The 22235-nt window shown below is 29.4% G+C and carries 17 protein-coding genes; 15 read left to right on the top strand and 2 right to left on the bottom strand.

Annotated features, from left to right (window positions below; all coding sequences use genetic code 11):
• From BM119_RS05595 to BM119_RS05580, 4 genes are all read left to right on the top strand, one after another.
• Positions 1-873 (top strand): polysaccharide deacetylase family protein (locus BM119_RS05595; protein WP_090039632.1); only part of this gene is annotated, 873 nt, incomplete at its 5' end.
• Between the two features lie 110 nt (positions 874-983).
• On the top strand, positions 984-1670 hold the full coding sequence (locus tag BM119_RS05590; RefSeq protein ID WP_090039630.1) for a response regulator transcription factor: 687 nt from the start codon (positions 984-986) through the stop codon (positions 1668-1670).
• Positions 1670-3103, top strand: coding sequence for a sensor histidine kinase (locus tag BM119_RS05585; protein WP_090039628.1), 1434 nt, complete (start codon positions 1670-1672; stop codon positions 3101-3103). Before BM119_RS05590 ends, BM119_RS05585 begins: the two co-directional genes overlap by 1 nt.
• A 24-nt stretch (positions 3104-3127) precedes the next feature.
• Positions 3128-4588 carry a hypothetical protein gene (locus BM119_RS05580; protein ID WP_090039626.1) on the top strand — a complete coding sequence of 487 codons (1461 nt, stop codon included), beginning with the start codon at positions 3128-3130 and terminating at the stop codon, positions 4586-4588.
• Between the two features lie 45 nt (positions 4589-4633).
• On the opposite strand, the gene BM119_RS05575 is transcribed toward BM119_RS05580, so the two are convergent.
• Entirely contained in the window at positions 4634-6487 is a 1854-nt protein-coding gene (locus tag BM119_RS05575; protein ID WP_090039624.1) for an LTA synthase family protein, read from the bottom strand.
• Between the two features lie 224 nt (positions 6488-6711).
• On the opposite strand from BM119_RS05575, the gene yedF reads away from it, so the two are divergent.
• The 11 genes from yedF (at position 6712) to BM119_RS05520 (ending at position 21354) form a co-directional block, all read left to right on the top strand.
• Positions 6712-7287, top strand: a complete 576-nt coding sequence (gene yedF, locus BM119_RS05570; RefSeq protein WP_090039622.1) for a sulfurtransferase-like selenium metabolism protein YedF — start codon at positions 6712-6714, stop codon at positions 7285-7287.
• Between the two features lie 495 nt (positions 7288-7782).
• A complete protein-coding gene (locus BM119_RS05565; RefSeq protein ID WP_090039620.1) occupies positions 7783-9774 on the top strand; it encodes a fructose-1,6-bisphosphatase in 1992 nt (663 codons plus the stop codon).
• A 296-nt stretch (positions 9775-10070) separates the two neighbouring features.
• Entirely contained in the window at positions 10071-11291 is a 1221-nt protein-coding gene (locus BM119_RS05560) for a NupC/NupG family nucleoside CNT transporter (RefSeq protein WP_090039618.1), read from the top strand.
• Positions 11292-11364: 73 nt separating this feature from the next.
• On the top strand, positions 11365-12585 hold the full coding sequence (locus BM119_RS05555) for a NupC/NupG family nucleoside CNT transporter (protein ID WP_090039617.1): 1221 nt from the start codon (positions 11365-11367) through the stop codon (positions 12583-12585).
• Between the two features lie 339 nt (positions 12586-12924).
• Positions 12925-14952 (top strand): urocanate hydratase, encoded by a 2028-nt coding sequence (locus BM119_RS05550; protein ID WP_090039616.1) that lies wholly within the window; start codon positions 12925-12927, stop codon positions 14950-14952.
• A gap of 37 nt (positions 14953-14989) precedes the next feature.
• Entirely contained in the window at positions 14990-15895 is a 906-nt protein-coding gene (gene ftcD, locus BM119_RS05545; protein WP_090039615.1) for a glutamate formimidoyltransferase, read from the top strand.
• Between the two features lie 4 nt (positions 15896-15899).
• Entirely contained in the window at positions 15900-17141 is a 1242-nt protein-coding gene (gene hutI / locus BM119_RS05540) for an imidazolonepropionase (protein ID WP_090039614.1), read from the top strand.
• Positions 17142-17359: 218 nt separating this feature from the next.
• On the top strand, positions 17360-18061 hold the full coding sequence (locus BM119_RS05535) for a hypothetical protein (RefSeq protein WP_090039612.1): 702 nt from the start codon (positions 17360-17362) through the stop codon (positions 18059-18061).
• 188 nt (positions 18062-18249) lie between these two features.
• Positions 18250-19686 carry an NAD(P)/FAD-dependent oxidoreductase gene (locus tag BM119_RS05530; protein WP_090039610.1) on the top strand — a complete coding sequence of 479 codons (1437 nt, stop codon included), beginning with the start codon at positions 18250-18252 and terminating at the stop codon, positions 19684-19686.
• A 33-nt stretch (positions 19687-19719) separates the two neighbouring features.
• Entirely contained in the window at positions 19720-20982 is a 1263-nt protein-coding gene (locus BM119_RS05525; protein ID WP_090039607.1) for an NAD(P)/FAD-dependent oxidoreductase, read from the top strand.
• Between the two features lie 6 nt (positions 20983-20988).
• Complete coding sequence (locus BM119_RS05520; protein WP_090039606.1) at positions 20989-21354, top strand: DUF1667 domain-containing protein; 366 nt, start codon at positions 20989-20991, stop codon at positions 21352-21354.
• A 269-nt stretch (positions 21355-21623) separates the two neighbouring features.
• Here the strand turns inward: BM119_RS05520 and BM119_RS05515 are convergent, their stop codons facing one another.
• On the bottom strand, positions 21624-22217 hold the full coding sequence (locus tag BM119_RS05515) for a GDSL-type esterase/lipase family protein (RefSeq protein ID WP_177199321.1): 594 nt from the start codon (positions 22215-22217) through the stop codon (positions 21624-21626).
• Positions 22218-22235 lie beyond the last annotated feature (18 nt).

Genomic DNA, 22235 nt, shown 5'->3' with positions numbered 1-22235 from the left:
CTTGTTTCGGTTTTAGTTATAGGGTTAGGGGGAATATTAGTTACTCAAAGTTTTTTAAATAGAGATAAGAATAAAGAAAATGTAACGGTACAAGCCTCAAAGGAAGAAGATGAGAAATTAAAAGAAGAGCAAAAAATAGAAGCAGAAAAGGAATTACTTAAAAATTCTAATATGAATAAAGATGGATTACAATATGCTGTAGATGTTCATGATGTAAGAAAAATGCTTGATGGACAAGCAGAAAAAGATGGTAAGAAAATGGTTTTCTTGACATTTGATGATGGTCCTTCAACAACAGTAACTCCTAAGATTTTAGATACTTTGAAGCAATATAATGTAAAGGCTACTTTCTTTTTAGTTGGTAATGCAGTTGATAATGAAAAACATAAAGATTTAGTAAATAGGATATATGATGAGGGACATGCTATAGGAAATCATAGCTATACACATGATTATAAGAAAATATATCCAGGAAACAGTGTTAATATAGAATCTTTTTTTCAAGAAATTAACCAAACTAATGCTAGTATAAAGAAGATATTAGGTGATGACTTTAACACTAGAGTAATAAGAATGCCTGGTGGGTATATGTCAAGAAAACATTACAAAGATCCAAGTTTACCAGCTCTTGATGCAAAGCTTTCTGAATTAGATATGGATAGTATAGATTGGAATGCATTAAGTGGGGATGCTGAAGGAAAGAAAAGAACTCCACAAGAACTTGTAGAAAGAGTTAAAAAAACTGTAACAGGACAAGAAAAGGCAGTAATACTTATGCATGACACTTATGGAAAAGGAACTACAGCAGAAGCTTTACCTCAAGTTATAGAATGGTTACAAAGTGAAGGATATGAATTTAAAACAATAAAGTAAAAATAATCTTATTGAAAATATAAATAATAAGTGTTAAGTTTAATCATTATAATATAGTGATATAGATTTAACACTATTTATTTATTAATATAGACTTAAGGAGGATACACATGGATAAGGTTCTTTTAGTAGAAGATGAAGGTAGTATAAGAGGGTTTTTAAAAATAAATTTTCAAAGACAAGGATTTGAGGTTGTAGAAGCTGACAATGGAGAAGATGGTTTAAGATTAGCATATTTGGAAAAACCTAAATTTGCAATATTAGATGTAATGCTACCTGGAATAGATGGTTTTCAAGTTTGTCAGGAATTAAGAAAGTCATTTACTAATATGGGAATAATTATGCTTACAGCTAAAGGACAAGATATGGACAAAATAATGGGTCTTGAGTTCGGAGCAGATGACTATTTAGTAAAGCCATTTAACCCATCAGAATTAATACTTAGAGTGAAAGCAATATCAAGAAGAATGGAAGAGACAGAACCTATAAATAAGGATTTGATACAATCAGGACCATTTAAATTAGATCTTTATTCCCAAAAGCTTTTCAAAAATTCTGATCAAATAGATGTAACACCTAAAGAATATATGCTTTTTAGAATGTTTATTGAAAATCCAGGAAAAGCTTTTAGTAGAGATGAACTTTTGAATTTAATATGGGGATATGATTTTGTGGGAGATCCTAAAATCGTAGATGTAAATATTAGAAGATTAAGAGCTAAAATAGAAGACAACTCTTCAAGCCCTAAATATATAGAAACTGTTTGGGGAACGGGATATAGATGGAGAGTCGAATAATGGTAAAACGGAAATTTGCTAAAGGTATAAAGAGAAATGTTGTTAAAAATTTCTTGTTAATAGTTTTGGTGAGTATAGCACTTTTAGAGGTATTACTTATAAATTTTATAAGACAGTATCATTATAAAAATGTAGAAGACTTATTAACAAATCAAATAATGATATCATCCGAATTATATAGTAGATATTTTTCAAATGAGTCTTTAGAAGATAATATATTAGGAGATATAGATGTATTTTGGAAGGAGACAAATGCAGAAGTACAGATATGGGATAGTAATGGAAGACTTATGATGGATTCTATTGCCAGTAATTATTCTAATGAACTAAGTGAAGATGTTAAGAAGGCACTACTTGGAAATAAAGGGGTATGGAGAGGCTCTATACCTAATGAAAATAAGGATAAAAATAGCGAGGGTATTTTAAACTATAAGTTTTCAAAGGTAATGGCTGTATCTTATCCTTTAAAATCTAAAAATCAGATAGTGGGAGTAATAAGATTCATAACGTCTTTAGAAGAAGTAAATAAATCTATCTATAGTATATCAATGGTTTTTTTAGTCATAGGTTTATTTGTAATGATAGCAGCAAGTATTGTAAGTGTATTTTTAGCTAATAGTATAATAAATCCTATAAAAGAAGTAACTTTAATAGCAGAGAAGATGGCAAAAGGAGACTTTAAAGCTAAAAGTATAAAACAACATGATGATGAAATAGGAAAGCTTTCAGATACATTAAATTATATGGCAAGCGAATTACTAAAAAAGGAACAATTAAAAAATGATTTTATATCAAATGTATCGCATGAGCTTAGAACACCATTAACATCAATAAAAGGATGGGCCATAACACTTCAATATGATGAGATTGATAAAAGCATGGTGCATGATGGACTTAATATAATAGAAAAAGAATGTGATAGACTAAGTGAAATGGTTGAAGAACTTTTAGATTTTTCTAAATTTGTATCAGGGAAAATAGTACTTAATAAAAAATTAGTAAATGTAAAAGAATTTATGTATTATATCAAAAGTTATATGAACCCAAGGTCTGAGAGAGAGGAAATTAGTCTTAATTTAAAATTGGAAGATAATATAAAGGATATAGAATTAGATGGAAACAGATTAAAGCAAGTTTTAATAAATATAGTAGATAATGCTTTTAAATTTACAGAAAAGGGTGGATCGGTGGATATTTATACATATCCATTTAAAGATAATCTTGTTATAGAGGTAATAGATACTGGATGCGGGATAAGTGAGGAAGACTTACCAAAAGTTAAAGAGAAATTTTATAAAGGAAAAAGTAGTAAATCTAAAAATGGTATAGGATTATCTATTTGTGATGAAATAATAAAACTTCACAATGGTGAATTCATTATAAGTAGTAAGGTTAATAAAGGAACTACAATAACTATCTTACTGCCATACTAAAAATTATAGGAGCAAAATAACATTATGAGGAAATGTATATTACCAATAGCTATGACAATTATAATATCTATATTTCTTTCAGGGTGTATAGATGTGAAACATTTCAATGTCTATGAAATATCTCCTCCAAAAGAATCTAAGGTGGAAATTATGGGAACTTGGGAAGTTGAAACATTTATACCGGCAGAGGATAATAATTCAAAAACCTCTATTAGTTATGTGGAAAATGCTTATTTTGGAGAAAATATAGCTAGTTTTAATAATGAAACGGTTAGCCACCCAGAATATAAAATAAAATATGTCGACTTGCAAGAGCATATACTTAATAAATATAAAATAAAAAATATTGAGTACTTTGAAAATATAAAATCAGTAGAAGTAATACAAATTTCATGTGAAGATAAGGTTTTTTATGAACTTTTGAAAATAGAAGAAAACAAAATTGCTATATGTTTTAATGATGGATTTTATATTTTAAATAGAATTTCAAATAGTATACCAAATGATATAGCGGTAGAGGAAAAGAAGAGTAATAATGAGAAAAAATTTTCAATGGAGGATGTAAAGCCTAGTACAACTTTAAAAGAATCTGGAGTGCTATTAGGACTAAAGCATTTAAATGAGCAAGGCGTAAATGTGTATAGAACTATTTGGATATCTCAGAATGATAATGTTTTTGGGAAGATGTATGAAATAAATAGTATATTAGTACCAAGATTAAATGGATTTTATAGTGTTGATGTAAGAAGATTAGAAGAAAAAGAAGTAACAAAGGATGTAATTATATCAAAACAATTATCAGCTAATACAACAACACCTATGAAGATTCCATCAGATGAAAATAATATAGAAAGAAATATATTATTTGTTGGAAATAATTATATTTCTACAAGTGTCACTAAGTATGATAAAAATCATTCTCCTATGGGAATGTATTACGAGGTAGTTCCTGTAGATAATACATTTATTGGTGAGGGGATTAGATTATCATTTATAGATGGAGAAAATGGTAAAAAGCAATTTTCAGAATCAGTTGAAGCATTTTTAAAAAGAAATAATGGCATAGATAAAGATAAGGTAGTTGTAGATGACAGTTGTTTTGCAGTAGAAAGAAAAAATGGAAACTGGAGATTAAAAGGTGGTATTAAAACAGAAAATGGGCTTGGAAGTTTTGATATTAATGGTTTTCCACCTAAAGTAATGCTTAATTATGATGATTTATACATTCCATGGAGTTATATAAAAACTAAGTTCCCTAATGCAACAGATGCATATACATCACCTAATAACAAAATGCTTATAATTATTACTGATAAATATATAGAGTTATATTCAATAGAGAACAATGAATTAAAGGATGAAGCAAATTTAAAAATACCACTAAATAATAATGAAAAAGTTATTATGTCTGAATGGGCAACAGGTTCATATGTATCTAGGTGGGAAGAAACTAGTAAACATTTAGGAAAAGAATTAGAACAATAAAAAATCTATTATCTAGCAAAATTAATGCTAGATAATAGATTTTTTTTATTTTTTATAATAATTTTTAAAGTAATTACTTTTTATAATTTTATCAGCTAAATCTAAGCCTTTAATTGCATGTTCTTTTTCTTCTTCAGTTGCGTTTCCAACGACAGTCCGATTAGTAAGAACAGCATAATCTTTATTTGTATTAACAAGGACTTTACCCATTGTAGTATCTTCAAATTCACTCCTATCAAATCCTAAAAGATATAATAAAGTAGGCATTATGTCAGTTTGTCCACCTGTTATATCAAATTGTTTACTGCTTTGAGCATTTTTATCATAAACTATAAAAGGCACATCCCAAGTTACTTCTGTCCACCAATCTTCTTGGGTAGATAAATTCTGAATTTTATCATTGTAGTATTTGTGAACACCAGTATGGTCACCCTCAATTACCACAACAGAATTATCAAGAAGTCCTTCTTCGTCTAAAGAATCCATGAATTTACCTAAAGCCTTATCAGTATAATGAAGACTTTGGAAATATCCACCTAAATGATTTTCATCTAGTTCTTTTGGTAAATCTAACTCTCTATATTCTTTTGGTAAATCAAATGGTCCATGACTTGTTAAAGTTACCATAAAAGAATAGAATGGATCTTTTTGATCTTTTAACATTGGAACTATTTGTTGAAGATAAGAATCATCACTTATTCCAAGTCCAATAATTTCATCAGAATTAAAACTATAATAGTCAACAAGGTTCTGGAATCCTATACCTTTTAAGCCTTCCATCCAGTTCCAGAAAGGTCCTTTATCAGGATGGATACCTATAGTAGAGTATCCTTTACTTTCTAACTGCTTTGGTAGTGAATTATAAGTAGTATCAGGATGGCTAAAGAAAGTACTTCCTTGTCTTAATGGGAATATAGAAGTATTAATCATTAAATCCGAATCAGAGCTTGTACCTTCATTAACCTGTTCTTTTACGTGAGGAAAATAAAGACTCTTTGAAAGAAGCTTATTTAAGTTTGGAGTTATTTCTTGTCCATTAACTTTTTGGTTTATTACAAAACTTTCTAAGGACTCCCATTGTATTAAGATAACATTTTTATCTTTAAACATTCCTTTATATTCATTGTCAGGAAGATTTTCTTTCTTAAAATCAAACCATTCTGTAATCTCTTTTTCTTCAGCACCAGTTAATTCGTATGGTTTAGAATCTTTATAAACTTGGTAAGCATTAAATACATGATATCCTATAGGTGAAAAATAAGTTACAGTATCATTTGGATCATACATTCCATATATATAGCTTTTGGGATGATCTTTTTTTAATACATTTGTAACAAATGGAGGATATGCTATGTAACCTACCCCTATAATTAAAGCTAATAAAAAGAAAAGCGGTTTTCTTTTTCCTTCAGTATAAAAATTTCTTATTTTAAAATAAAGTACTAAGAAAATAAGTATATCTATTATAAAAATTACATCTACTATAGATACCATAGAAAAAATAGAATCTGATAAATTATCAAGGTTAGCTGTCTGCTTAACTATTGTAAGTGAAGGAACAGTTCTAAAACCTCTAAAATACCAAAGATCATTTAATATTAATCCTGTAGTAAATATGTTAACACCTATTAAATATCTAAGTTTTCCTTTATTTTTAAATAGGAAGTATAGACACATAAAGCATAATATAAAAGCACCATAATATTTAAAGAAATAGGATGCTTTGTCATAGCCAATAGAGAAGTTTAATTTATATACATTTTCGTTAAGCGTGAACCCTAAGTATAGAGCACATTTAAAGATTATAGATAAAAATGTTAATACAAATAGGCTACCCCTAATGACAAGGTTCTTGTCTATTGTGTTTAATCGTGTATTAATTTGTGGTTTAAAGTTCATTTAATCACCCTTTACTAAATAAAATTCGACTAATAAATTATATTATAAATATACTACTAAATCAAATTAAGTTATAGTAAATTTAATTGGAAACATACTAAGATTATTGGATAATAAAATGGTTTCAACAGTTACTATTTGGAAAACAAATAATATTAACTATAATTTATGATATAATTAAGTTGTAAAAGAAAAAACTACATATTTTAAGAGGTGAATTTTTTATGCATATAATAGACTGTAATGGATTAAAATGTCCAACTCCAGTAATTAATACAAAAAAATATTTTGATTCTATAGAAGAAGGGTCTGCAACTATAATAGTTGATAATGAGGTTGCAAAAAACAATATTGTTAAACTCTGTGAAAGTAACGGATACAAAAGTGACGTTAAAAATAAAGAAAATAATTTTGAAATTACAATAGTTAAAGAAAATTGTGGATGTGAAGTTATGGACTTTTCACAAACTACTTGTATAGTTGTAGCATCTGACAAATTAGGCGAAGGTGATGATACTTTAGGAACAACTTTAATGAAGAGCTATTTATTTGCTTTATCTGAAAGTGACAATTTGCCAACTAATCTAGTATTTATGAATGGTGGAGTAAAACTTGTTGTAAATAATTCTTCTTGCCTTGAAAGTATATTAAAATTAAATGAAAGAGGAGTAGAAATAACAAGCTGTGGTACATGCTTAGATTTCTTCCAGATAAAAGATCAGTTAGCAGTAGGGGAAATATCTAATATGTATGCTATTGTAGATTTAATGAATAAATCTAATAATACTATAAAATTATAGAATGAATCTTCATTCACATAAAGATTAGATTTTTAGTATTAATTTTAAAATAATTTGTTTAATAAAAATAGAGGCTTAGGCCTCTATTTTTATTATATATGAATTTATAATTAACTTGAATCTGTGGATAGCTTTAAAAGTAATTAAAAATGTACAAAATGTTTTGAAGCTGACAATTGATTAATTATATGTTATAAAAATTAGTATATGTTCAATAAAAATAATTTTAGAGGATTAACATGCAAAAAATTACGTGTAACCAATTACAAAAAAACGAATATTTAGTATAATATAAATGTTTCTATAGTAAATTATTTAATAATGAGAATAACCTATTCAGATTATTTTCAAGGTTAATTAACAAATAAAGCTTTTTAGTAGTTAATTTGCTATAGATAAAAGAGTAAAAGTATATTATAATAGTTATATAATATAACACAATAGCCGATTACGTCTTAATTAGAGTAGTATATATAATGTTTTGGAGGGGTTAACATGGCGTTTTTACATGAGCCATTAACAGAGGATATTAAATCAGATTTAAGGTATTTAAATTTATTAGCTAATCAGTATCCAACTATAGATTCAGCAAGTACAGAAATAATAAATCTTCAAGCTATATTAAATCTACCAAAGGGAACAGAGCATTTTTTGACTGATATTCATGGAGAGTATGAACCATTTATACATGTTTTGAAAAATGCATCTGGAGTTATAAAAAGGAAGATTGAAGATATATTTGGAATTTCATTAAGAAATAGTGAGAAAAAGGCTTTGGCCACATTAATATATTACCCAGAACAAAAGATAGAGCTTATATTAAAAAAAGAGGAAAACATTAATGATTGGTATAAAATAACGCTATATAGATTAGTTGAAATTTTAAGAGATGTAACATCTAAATATACAAGATCTAAGGTAAGAAAGGCGCTTCCTAAAGATTTTGCATATATAATTGAAGAATTACTACATGAACAACCAGGAAGAGAAGATAAAGAGGAATATTATGACGAGATAATTCAAACCATAATAAATATAGATAGAGCTAAGGAATTTATTATTGCCATTTCAAAATTAATACAAAGACTTGTAATAGATGGTCTTCATATATTAGGGGATATATATGATAGGGGGCCAGGGGCTCATATCATACTAGATACTTTAATGGATTATCATTCTGTTGATATACAATGGGGAAATCATGATATACTTTGGATGGGTGCAGCAGCTGGATCAGAAGTATGTGCTGCAAACGTTTTGAGGATTCAAGCTAGATATGCTAACTTGGACACCATAGAAGATGGGTATGGTATAAATATGTTGCCACTTGCAACATTTGCGTTGGATTTTTATAAAAATGATCCTTGTACAAGCTTTAAACCTAAATTTGATACAGAAAAAGAATATACACTAAAAGAAATTCAACTAATATCAAAGATGCATAAAGCAATAGCTATTATACAATTTAAATTAGAGGGAGAAATAATAAAGAGAAGACCAGAATTCCAGATGGAACATAGACTTCTTTTAAATAAGATAGATTATGAAAAAGGTACTATAGATTTATATGGAAAAACATATAAATTAAATGATACTAATTTTCCAACTATAGATTCTAAGAACCCATATAAATTAGTAAAAGAAGAAAAAGATTTAATGGAAAGACTTAAGTCTTCTTTTATTAATAGTGAAAAACTTCAGAAACATATAAGTTTTTTATTTGCAAAGGGAAGTTTATATTTAATATACAATTCTAATTTGTTATTTCATGGATGTGTTCCTTTAAATGATGATGGAAGTCTTAGGAAAATAGAAATATGCAAGAAAGAACTTTGTGGAATGGGACTCTTAGATGAATTTGAAAGGTATGCAAGAGAAGGATATTTTTATCATAACAATCCTAAAGCTAAGCTTTATGGTATGGATATGATGTGGTATTTATGGACAGGTCCTGATTCTCCTTTATTTGGCAAAGATAAAATGACAACTTTTGAGAGGTATTTCGTTGATGATAAAACTACTCATAAAGAAAAGAAAAATGCTTATTATGAGTTAAGAGATGATGAAAAAATGATAAACATGGTTATAAAAGAATTTGGTCTAACTCCTGCTACATCTCATATAATTAATGGTCATGTACCTGTTGAAAAGAAAAATGGAGAAAGCCCAATTAAAGCAGGAGGAAAACTTTTAGTTATAGATGGAGGTTTTTCAAGGGCATATCAATCTAAAACAGGAATAGCTGGATATACTTTGATATTTAATTCTTTTGGGCTTCAACTTGTGAGCCATGAACCATTTAAATCTATAGATGAAGCAATAAAAGAAGAAACAGATATTTTATCAACTACAGTGGTTTTAGAAAATGTTGTAGAGCGAAAAAGAGTTGGAGATACCGACGTTGGATATGAGCTGAAGAGGCAAATAAAAGATTTGAAGATGTTATTATCTGCATATAGAAAAGGATTAATAAAAGAAAAAAGATAAAAGCAAGGTGGAGTAAAGATTCTCCACCTTGCTTATTTTTTTGAATGGTTAAATAAAGGAAGTTTATATATTAAGTGAAAATACATAATGAGTAGTTTAGAGGAAAGAATATAAGCATATTTCAAAAAAATATAAGCAAAATTTAAATTAATACTAATATAAAAGGTTTACACTGACTAAAAAGTAAATTTATTGTTGATTAATAGCGAAAAAAAGGTTATATTATAAAAGGCATTTTATATACTAAGATTTATGAAAAGCTATACGGTGATTTTAGAAGTAAAGGAGTAGTAACATTGGAAAAATTAATAGGTGTACTTGGTATCGTTATATTTATTGGAGTAGCATATCTTTTATCAGAAAACAAGAAGAGAATAAACTGGAAGCTAGTAATTTCAGGTATAGTTCTTCAAATAATTTTTGCCTTATTGGTATTAAAAGTTCCACTAGGACAAAAGTTTTTTGCTATGCTTAGTGATGGAATAACAACGCTTTTAGGATTTACAGCAGAGGGAACAACATTTTTATTTGGTGAGTTAGTATCTTCAGACAAATTAGGATTTATATTTGCTCTTCAGGTATTACCAACTATAATTTTCTTCTCAGCATTAATGGGAGTTTTATATTATTTAGGAATTATGCAAATAATAATATCTGTTATATCTAAAGGGTTAGCAAAGCTTTTAGGAACAAGTGGAGCAGAAACAACTTCAGCAGTTGCTAACATTTTTTTAAGTCAAAATGAAGCACCTTTAGTTGTTAAGCCTTACATAAGCACTATGACTAAATCAGAGCTATTAGCTATAATGACTGGTGGTATGGCAACAGTAGCAGGTTCTGTTATGGCAGGATACATAGCAATGGGTGTAAATGCAGGACACTTACTTGCAGCAAGTATAATGGCAGCACCAGCTGGACTTGTATTTGCAAAAATGCTAGTACCAGAAACTGAGGAAGCTGTAACAAAAGGTGGATTAACTGTTGAAATGGAAGATAGACCATCAGGTTTAATAGAGGCTGCGGCAATAGGAGCTAGTGAAGGACTTCAAATAGCACTAGGTGTTGGAGCAATGCTTCTTGCATTTATAGCACTAATAGCTTTAGCTAATGCATTATTAGGATGGGTTGGTTCGTTATTTGGAATGTCTTACTTAAGTATTAATTGGATATTTGGATGGTTATTCGCACCAGTTGCATACGTAATGGGAATTCCATCAGCAGATGTATTACATGCAGGTGAACTTTTAGGTCAAAAGATAGTTCTTAATGAATTCGTTGCATATTCAAGTCTTTCAGAATTAATTCAGTCAGGAGTACTTCAAGAAAAGACTATTGTTATATTAACATATGCATTATGTGGATTTGCTAATTTCTCATCTATAGCAATACAAATAGGTAGTATAGGTGGATTAGCACCTAATAGAAGATCAGATGTTGCTAAATTAGGAATAAAAGCCTTAATAGGTGGATCTTTATCAGCATTTATGACAGCAACAATAGCAGGTATACTATTTTAAGTGAAATGGTGGATTTAAGCCACTTTTTACTTAAAAGAACTTAAAAAACAAAAGGAAAAAGGAGTTTTTTCAATTGGATAAATTAATTGGAATTATAGGTTTATTTATACTTATAGGTATAGCTTATTTATTATCAGAAAATAAAAAGAAGATTAATTGGAAATTGGTAGGAATGGGCCTTTGTGTTCAAATTATTTTTGGGGTATTAATATTAAAAATACCTCTAGGAAGGGCAATATTTTTAAAGTTGAGTAATGGCATAGCAATGCTTTTGGATTTTACCAAAGAAGGAACAAATTTCTTGTTTGGTGGATTAATGAATCCAGAGAATGTAGGGTTTATATTTGCATTACAAATATTACCAACAATAATATTCTTCTCAGCATTTATTAGCGTTTTATATCATTTAGGAATAATGCAAATTTTAATATCTGTAGTTTCTAAGGGAATCGCTAAACTTCTTGGAACAAGTGGAGCAGAAACAACTTCAGCAGTTGCTAATATATTTTTAGGAATAAATGAGGCACCTCTTGTAATTAAACCATACATAAAAACAATGACAAGATCAGAACTTTTAGCAGTAATGACAGGTGGTATGGCTACAGTTGCAGGTGGAGTTATGGCAGGATACATATCTATGGGTGTAAATGCAGGACATTTACTTGCAGCAAGTATAATGGCAGCACCAGCGGGACTTATAATTGCAAAGATAATGTTGCCAGAAACAGAGGAGCCAGAAACAAAGGGAAAATGTGATTTAACATTAGATAGAAATGCATCAGGAATTATAGAAGCTGCAGCCATTGGTGCATCGGATGGTTTAGGATTAGCCTTAAATGTAGGAGCTATGCTTATAGCTTTTGTAGCATTAATAGCACTATTAAATTCAATGATATCTTTTATATTTGGCTTATTTGGAATGGGATATATAGATTTAAGTTGGATATTTGGTAGATTATTTGCTCCTATAGCATACATAATGGGAATACCTGCCTCAGATATATTGGTTGCAGGAGATCTTTTAGGAAAGAAAATAGTTATAAATGAATTTGTTGCTTATTCAGGATTATCTGAATTAATAAAGTCGAATTCTTTAAATCCAAAATCAATAGTAATATTAACTTATGCACTATGTGGATTTGCAAACTTTAGTTCAGTTGCACTTGCTGTAGGTGGAATAGGTGGATTAGCACCAGAAAGACGTTCAGATATAGCAAAGCTTGGATTAAAAGCTTTAGCTGGTGGTTCTATAGCAGGATTTATGACTGCAACAATAGCTGGAATTTTATATTAGGCACATTCAAATAAATATTTAAAAGATATATGTGTTTAAAATCAAAAAGATTTTAAATTATACATATATCTTTTTTTATAAAGATTTGCAAAAAAAATGTAAAGTTAAAAAATATAAGGTGAAAAATTCTCTTTTGATAAATTTTATGTGATAATATTTAGAATATTGTAAAAACACACATGGGTTTTGAAAGAATATATGTGTTTCACACATTAATATGATAAAGCAAGTATTTGGAAAATTGGATTAAAAAATATAAAATATTATTAATGTATAAAATATTTATAATGTTTATAATATAAAGAAGATTTAATTTGAAAAAGAAAAGGAGTGTACTATATGGTAAAAAATTTAGATATTTCCAATGCTATGACTATAAAACTTGATAATGTATTACCAACAAAGTATAAATTTGCTGAAGGAATAAGAAGAGCTCCTGACAGAGGTTTCGATTTGAATCCTGGGCAAACAGAGATAGCTTTAAAAAATGCTTTAAGATATGTACCAGAGGAATTACATGAAGAGTTAATACCAGAATTTTTAGAAGAGCTTACAACAAGGGGAAGAATTTATGGCTATAGATTTAGACCAGAAGGTAGAATATATGGTAAACCAATAGATGAATATAAAGGAAAATGTCTTGAAGGTAAAGCTTTTCAAGTTATGATAGATAATAATTTAGATTTTGATATAGCCTTATATCCATATGAACTTGTTACTTATGGAGAAACAGGACAAGTATGTCAAAATTGGATGCAATATAGACTTATAAAAAAATATTTAGAGGATTTAACTGATGAGCAAACTTTAGTAATTGAATCAGGACATCCTTTGGGATTATTTAAATCACATAAAACTGCTCCAAGAGTAATAATAACTAACGCTATTATGGTAGGCATGTTTGATAACTTTAAGGATTGGCATTATGCGATGCAAATGGGTGTAGCAAACTATGGACAAATGACAGCTGGTGGTTGGATGTATATAGGACCTCAAGGAATAGTTCATGGAACATTTAATACTATACTTAATGCAGGAAGACAAAAATTAGGTATTAAAGGAAATGAAGATTTAAGGGGCCATATATTTATATCATCTGGACTTGGTGGTATGAGTGGTGCTCAACCAAAAGCTATAGAAATAGCAAATGGAGTTGGGATAATAGCAGAAGTAGATTATTCAAGAATAGAAACTAGAAAAAAACAGGGATGGGTTGCATTAGCATCATCTGATTTAAAAGAAATATTTGATACAGCTAAAGAATATATGGATAAAAAAGAGACTATATCTATAGCTTATCATGGAAATATAGTGGATTTACTTCAATATGCAGTAGACAATAACATAAATATAGAACTTTTATCAGACCAAACTTCATGCCATGCTGCTTATGAAGGAGGATATTGTCCACAAGGAATATCTTTTGAGGAAAGAACTAGACTTTTAAAGGAAGATAGAGAAAAATTTGTTCAGTTAGTTGATAAAACTTTAGCTAAACATTATGAATTAATAAAGATTTTAGTTGAAAGAGGAACTTATTTCTTTGATTATGGTAACTCTTTCATGAAAGCTATATATGATGCTGGATGTACGGATATAGCAAAAAATGGAGTAGATGAGAAAGATGGATTTATCTTCCCTTCTTATGTTGAAGACATAATGGGACCAGAACTTTTTGACTTTGGATATGGTCCATTTAGATGGGTATGCTTAAGTGGTAAGCCTGAAGATTTAAGAAAAACAGATAAAGCAGCTATGGGATGTATAGACCCAAATAGAAGACCACAAGATAGAGATAATTATGTTTGGATTCAAGATGCAGAAAAAAATGCATTGGTAGTTGGAACTCAAGCTAGAATATTATATCAAGATGCAATGGGTAGAATGAATATAGCTTTAAAGTTTAATGAAATGGTGAGAAATAAAGAAGTAGGACCTATTATGCTTGGACGTGATCATCATGATGTTAGTGGAACAGATTCTCCATTTAGAGAAACTTCAAATATTAAAGATGGAAGTAATATAATGGCTGATATGGCAGTTCAATGCTTTGCTGGTAACTGTGCAAGAGGTATGAGCTTAGTAGCTCTTCATAATGGTGGAGGAGTTGGTATAGGTAAATCTATAAATGGTGGATTTGGATTGATTTTAGACGGAAGTGAAAGAGTAGATGAAATAATAAAGAGTGCTATGCTTTGGGATGTTATGGGAGGAGTTGCAAGAAGGTCTTGGGCTAGAAATGAAAATTCAATAACTACAAGTATAGAATACAACAGCATGAGACAAGGAACAGATCATATAACATTACCATTTATTCCAAAAGAAGATTTAATTAAGAATGCTGTTAAAAATGTATTTGAAAAATAATAAACAATTTTAAATTTAATTTACGGGAGGATTAGACATGAGTTCAACAAAAAAGATAATGGAGTGTGTTCCTAATTTTAGTGAAGGAAGAGATTTAAAAAAGGTAGAAAAGATAATTGACTGCTTTAGAGGAAAAGAAGGAGTTAAACTTTTAGACTATAGTTCAGATAAAGATCATAATAGAACAGTTGTTACACTTGTGGGAGAAGTAGAGCCATTAAAAGAAGCTGTATTATCAGCTATAGGAAAAGCTATAGAATTAATAGATCTTAGATCTCATACTGGAGAACATCCAAGAATGGGAGCATGTGATGTTGTTCCATTTATTCCTATTAGAAATGTAACTATGGAAGATGCTATAGCTTTAGCTAAAGAAGTTGGAGAAGAAGCAGGAAAAAGATATAATCTACCTATTTTCTTATATGAAAAAGCTGCAACAACTCCAGAAAGAGAAAACTTAGCAAAAGTTAGAAAAGGTCAATTTGAAGGTATGGCTGAAAAGCTTCAAGATCCAAATTGGAAACCAGATTTTGGTCCAAGCAAAGTTCATGAAAGTGCTGGTGTTACAGCTGTAGGTGCAAGAATGCCTTTAGTTGCATTCAATGTTAATTTAGATACCGCAAATATAGAAATAACAGATGCTATAGCTAAAAAAGTTAGATTTATAGGTGGAGGATTAAGATTCTGCAAAGCTATGGGTGTAGAGCTTAAGGAAAGAGGGATAACTCAAGTATCTATGAATATGACTGATTATACTAAAACAGCTATATATAGATCCTTTGAGATGGTTAAGATGGAAGCTAAGAGATATGGTGTAAATGTTGTTGGTAGTGAAGTTATAGGTCTTGTTCCAATGGCAGCATTAATAGATACAGCTGTTTATTATATGGGAATAGAAGAGTTCTCATTAGATCAAGTTTTAGAAAATAGATTAATGGAGTAATAGTATGAGTAGAAATTTAATTGTAAAAAACATATCTCATATAGTAACGCCAGTAGGAAGTAATGCTGTGTTTGGAAAAGATATGGAAAAATTAAAAATCATAGAAAATGGTGCCATAATTATAGAAGAAGGTATTATAAAGTGTGTTGGAAAAGAATCGGAAATATTAAAAAATATTGATGAAAAACAATATGAGATTTTAGATTGTAAAGGAAATGCTGTGTTACCTGGATTTGTAGATTCTCATACTCATTTCATCTTTGGTGGATATAGAGAGGACGAATTCTCTTGGAGATTAAGAGGAGATAGCTATATGTCCATAATGGAAAGAGGTGGAGGTATAGTTAATACTGTAAACCATACAAGAGAGGCATCCTTCGATGAATTATATAATCTAGGAAAAGAAAGAATAGATACAATGATTGACTTTGGAGTGACAACAGTTGAAGGAAAAAGTGGATACGGATTAGATTTAGACACAGAAATAAAGCAACTAGAGGTAATGGAAAAGCTAAACAACCATAGTGATATTGATGTAGCTATAACATTTATGGGTGCCCATGCCACACCAAGCGAATATAAGGGTAAAGAAGAAGAGTATGTTGACTTCATAATAAAAAAAGTTCTTCCAATGGTTAAAGGAAAAGCAGAATTTTGTGATGTATTCTGTGAAAAAAATGTGTTTTCAATAGAACAATCAAGAAGAATTTTAGAAGAAGGAAAAAAACTTGGATTTAAGCCAAAGCTTCATGCTGATGAAATTGTTACATTAGGTGGGTCAGAGTTAAGTGGAGAAGTTAAGGCAATATCAGCGGATCATTTGCTTCAGGCATCAGATAAAGGAATAGAAGCAATGAGAGATAATAAAGTAGTATCAACATTACTTCCTTGTACAGCATTTAGCTTAAAAGAAAGCTATGCAAGAGGAAGAGAAATGATAGATAAAGGGTGTGCTATAGCTTTAGCTAGTGATTTGAATCCAGGAAGTTGTTTTACTAACTCTATACCACTTCTTATAGCTCTAAGTACAATATATATGAATTTATCTATTGAAGAGGTTATAACGGCATTAACATTAAATGGAGCAGCAGCGATAGATAGAGCAGCAAAAATAGGTTCTATAGAAGAAGGTAAAATGGGTGATTTAATAGTATTAAAATATCCATCATATAAATTTTTGCCTTATAATATAGGAGTTAATCAAGTGAAAAATGTTGTAAAAGGCGGTAAAGTCATAAAACGATAAAAGATATAAACCATAAACGGCTTTTAAAGTCATTTGTGGTTTATTCTTTTTTTGCTTATAATTATATATATTATAAGAGTGATAAGTAAAATTGTAGTAAAGGGTTAAAATTACTATGACTTATATAGTAATTTTTTATTAATAACTTATGTATATGGTAGTAAAATTAATCATAAAACTATATAATATAAGTAAATACTATAAAAAGGGTGTTTTAGATGACAGAAAAATTATTGGAATTTTTTGAGGAAATAAAAGAATTTAGCTTTTGGAAAAATCAGTGGTTAAAAAAACTGGTATATGACAGCAAAGGGATTTTGCGAGGAGTATATGAAAGAAAATTTAGAGAGCTAGAATTAAAAGAAATATGTAAGGATGATAAGCATAATGTTATAAACATAAAAGAGTACAGATACGGAGAAGATGGACTGTTAAATAAGATAGTAGTAAAAAATAATGATGGAACTCTTCAATACATAAATGAAGTCATTTATGACGAGGATAGTAATATAAAACAGATCCAAACTTCAACTGTTGAAAGAAAAGTAAGATTTAAAAGAATTCTTGGATTTAAGGAAAAACAATTAGAATTTGAAGAACTTAAAGTAGATAATGATAAAATATATTTAGATGATGTAGAAAACTTAAGTAAACAATGGACAATTAATTTAGATAAAAATTTATTACAGCTATCTTATAGTGATGACAAGATACTATTGTGTAAGTTTAGTTATGCAATAAGGGATGCTATGATTTTTGATATGGAGAATTGGGATATAAAGTTGAAAAAAGGAAGTTTATTTGATTTTTCAGATTTTGATGATATAGAAATAATATATGATAAAAAGAATATAGCAAATAAGTTAACCTATATTTCAGATGGACAAGTCTTATGTAGTGTAGAATATCTATTCGAATAATTTAGCGAAAAATAAAAAAACTATTGATTTACGACAAAATATGATATAAAATAAAAGCATAACAAGTGAATATTACTTTGGTAGAGATTATAGAGAACCAAATTTAATTTTTAAGGTAAACATTATCATTGCCTTAAATTGAATTTGTGTTCTCTTTTTTGTATCTATAAAAATATGGAGGGGTTCGTATGTATAATGTAGCAATTATTGGAGCAGGTGTTATAGGTGCTTCTGTAGCAAGAGAATTAGGAAAGTATAACTTGAAAGTTTGCGTTATTGAAAAAAGTTTTGATATTTCAGAGGGAACTACAAAAGCTAACAGTGGTATAGTTCACTCAGGAGTAGATGCAAAGCCAGGAACATTAAAAGCAAAGTATAATGTAAGAGGAAATGAAATGTTTGATGAACTTCAGAACGAATTAGAATTTCCTTTTAAAAGAAATGGTTCATTAATTTTATGTTTTGAAGAAGAAGGAATAAAAAATCTTAAGGAAATAAAGAAACAAGGAGAAATTAATGGAGTTCCTAACATAAGTATTTTAACTCAAGAAGAAGTAAGAAAAATGGAACCCAATATTTCAGATGAAGTTGTAGCAGCTTTATATGCACCAACTGGAGGAATAGTTTGTCCTTATGAATATACAGTAGCTCTATGTGAAAATGCCTACACAAATGGTGTTGAATTTAAATTAAATGAAATAGTTGAAGATATAACAAAAGATGAAAATCACTATGTAATAAAAACAAATAAAGGTATGATTAAAGCAGACTTAGTTGTAAATGCAGCAGGATTATATTCTGATACTATAAATAATATGGTAAGCAAAAATAAAATAGAAATAGTAGCAAGAAAAGGTGAGTACTGTCTATTTGATAAAATAGCTGGAAAAATAGCTAGCAAAACATTATTCCAATTACCAACAGCAATGGGAAAGGGTGTTTTGGTAAGTCCAACGGTTGATGGTAATCTTTTAGTTGGGCCTAATGCAGTTGATATAGATAATAAATATGATGTTACTACATCTAAAGAAGCATTAGATGATATATTAGAAAAAGGAAAAAGAAGTATAAAAGAAGTTCCTATGAGAAACATAATAACATCTTTCTCAGGACTTAGAGCACATAATGTAGCAGGAGACTTTGTTGTAGGTGAGGCAGAGGATGCTAAAAACTTTATAAATGCAGCTGGAGTAGAATCACCAGGTCTTACAAGTGCACCGGCTATAGGCGAAGCTATTAGAGAGATAATAGTGGAAAAATTAAATCCAAGTAAAAAAGATAACTTTATTGCAAAAAGAAAAGCTATACCAAGATTTAGAGATCTTTCTAATGAGGAAAGAACAAACCTTATAAAAGAGAATCCTCAGTATGGTAAAATAGTTTGCAGATGTGAAAAGATAACAGAGGGAGAAATAGTTGAAGCTATAAAAAGACCGCTAGGAGCCACTACATTAGATGGTGTTAAGAAAAGAACAAGAGCTACAATGGGTGGATGCCAAGGTGGTTTCTGTACAGCACCAATTATAGATCTTTTAGCTAGGGAACTTAACATAGATAAGACAGAAGTTAAAAAGAATGGTGGAAGTTCTTATATATTAATTGGAGAAAATAAGGAAAATCTATAAGGCATATAATTGCATTGAGTGGAGGGTTTTTAAATGATGAATTATGATATAGTAATAATCGGGGGCGGTCCTGCTGGAATGGCAGCAGCTGTTGCAGCAAGAGAAGAAGGAATAGAAAAGGTTATAATACTTGAAAAAGATGAGCACATGGGTGGTATTTTAAACCAATGTATACACAATGGTTTTGGGCTACACACCTTCAAGGAAGAATTAACTGGACCAGAGTATGCAGAAAGATTTGCAGAAAAAGTTAAAGAAACTAATATACCATATAAATTAAATACAACAGTTATTGATATAAATAATGATAAGGTAGTTACAGCTGTAAACCCAGAGGATGGAGTAATAGAAATACAAGCTAAATCTATAATCTTAGCTATGGGATGTAGAGAAAGACCAAGAGGAGCTTTAAATATACCAGGATCAAGATGTGCAGGTGTTTATACAGCAGGTACGGCTCAAAGATTTGTTAATATAGATGGATATATGCCAGGAAAAGAAGTTGTAATTTTAGGGTCAGGAGATATAGGCCTTGTAATGGCAAGAAGAATGACATTAGAAGGTGCAAAGGTTAAGGCTGTAGTTGAGCTTATGCCATATTCAGCTGGACTTAAGAGAAATATAGTTCAATGTTTAGATGATTTTAACATTCCACTAAAACTTTCTCATACTGTTATTGAAGTAAGAGGAAAAGATAGATTAGAAGGAGTTACAATAGCTAAGGTTGATGAAAATAGAAGACCAATAAAAGGTACTGAAGAATATATATCTTGTGACACATTGTTATTATCAGTAGGATTAATTCCAGACAATGGATTATCATTACAAGCAGGAGTTGAACTTTCAAATATTACAGGAGGAGCTGTGGTTAATGAAAGTATGTCAACAAATGTAGATGGTATATTTGCATGTGGTAATGTGCTTCATGTTCATGATTTAGTTGACCATGTTACAACTGAAAGTTACAATGCAGGAAAAAGTGCTGCTAAGTATGTTAAAGGGCTATTTACTAAATGTGAAACTAATATAGAAGTATTAAATGGATTTGGAGTAAGATATACAGTTCCTAAAACTGTTAATGTAAATAATATAGATAAAGCTTTAGATATAAGATTTAGAGTAGGTGACGTATATAAGAATGTTTACTTATCTTTATATTTTGATGATAAAAAAGAACTTTCAATAAAGAAAAAGGTTTTAGCACCAGCTGAAATGGAAACATTTAAGGTTTCTAAAGCTTTATTTGAAAAGTATCCAAATTGTAAATCAATAACAATAAAGGTAGAAGAGGAGTAGACTGATATGGAAAAAAGAGCATTAGTTTGTATAGGTTGCCCAGTGGGTTGTATGTTAGATGTAGAACTTGAAAATGGAATAGTATCTGCAGTTAGCGGAAATAACTGTCCTATAGGAGATAAATATGCAAGAAAAGAGTGTGTAAATCCTACAAGAATAGTTACTTCATCAGTAAAAGTTAAAAATGGAGACGTAAATATGGTTCCAGTTAAAACTGAAAGTGATATACCAAAGTCAATGATTTTTGATATATGCAGAGAACTTCAAAAAGTACAATTAAAAGCACCAGTTCATGTTGGTGATGTTGTAATAGAGAATGTATTAAATACAGGCGTTAAAGTTTTAGCAACAAGAGAAATTAGTTGTAAATAATTTTATAAGTGACAAGTTAGGAGTGTTAGAAATTGAAAATTGAGAATGAAGGATGTTTTTATTCTCGTTGTTCAGAAAAACTAAGAATTAAACATTAACTTGTGACTAATTTTTATAGTTTTCAACTATAAAAAAACAAACCCTGAGTTTTAAATGAAACTCATGGGTTTGTTTTTTTATAAGGATATTATAACTTTACAATCTGTAGAGCGTTTTGGGTTGAAAATTGAAAGCTTAAATTAGTGACAAGTTGGGTGTTTTTTTAATTGTTAATTAGAACGTTTGTTATCTAGGATGTTTAGTAATTCTTTTGCCATTAAGCAGTGACCATATGATGTAGGATGTAATCCGTCTATGAATAGGTCATTTTCTTTATGGGTTTTTAATGCAGTATTTATAATATTATAAAAGTTTACATGGGGAATATTATGTTCTATACAGTACTTAGATAGAATGTTTTTATAGCAATAAACACTTGAATTTAATATAGAATAATCTACATAGGGGCTCCAAGAAACTTTTGCCATAGTGCCTACAATTTCTGTTGGAATACCTATTATAAAGTCTATGTTATTATATTTTAAGTCTTTTATCATAAGCTTAAGATTATCCATCACAAATTCAACAGATTTACCAGAAAGAAAGTCATTGCTTCCAGCCATCAAAAGAACTGTATCTGGATTATTAGAAATAACATCAGTATAAAATCTAGATAGTATTCCTGTTGTGGTATCTCCATTAGTTCCTTTATTTATAAATTCAAAATCAGGTAAGGTTTGTTTAACAATATGAAACCAACTTTCATTTCTATGTACACCGAATCCAGTAGTTAAACTATCACCTATACATATTATTTTTTTCAAATACAACACCTACTTATA

This window comes from Clostridium frigidicarnis, from assembly GCF_900111985.1.
Taxonomy (GTDB): domain Bacteria; phylum Bacillota; class Clostridia; order Clostridiales; family Clostridiaceae; genus Clostridium_Z; species Clostridium_Z frigidicarnis.
The sequence above is the reverse complement of the archived record's forward strand: the minus strand, read 5'-3'. Positions and strand labels throughout refer to the sequence as shown.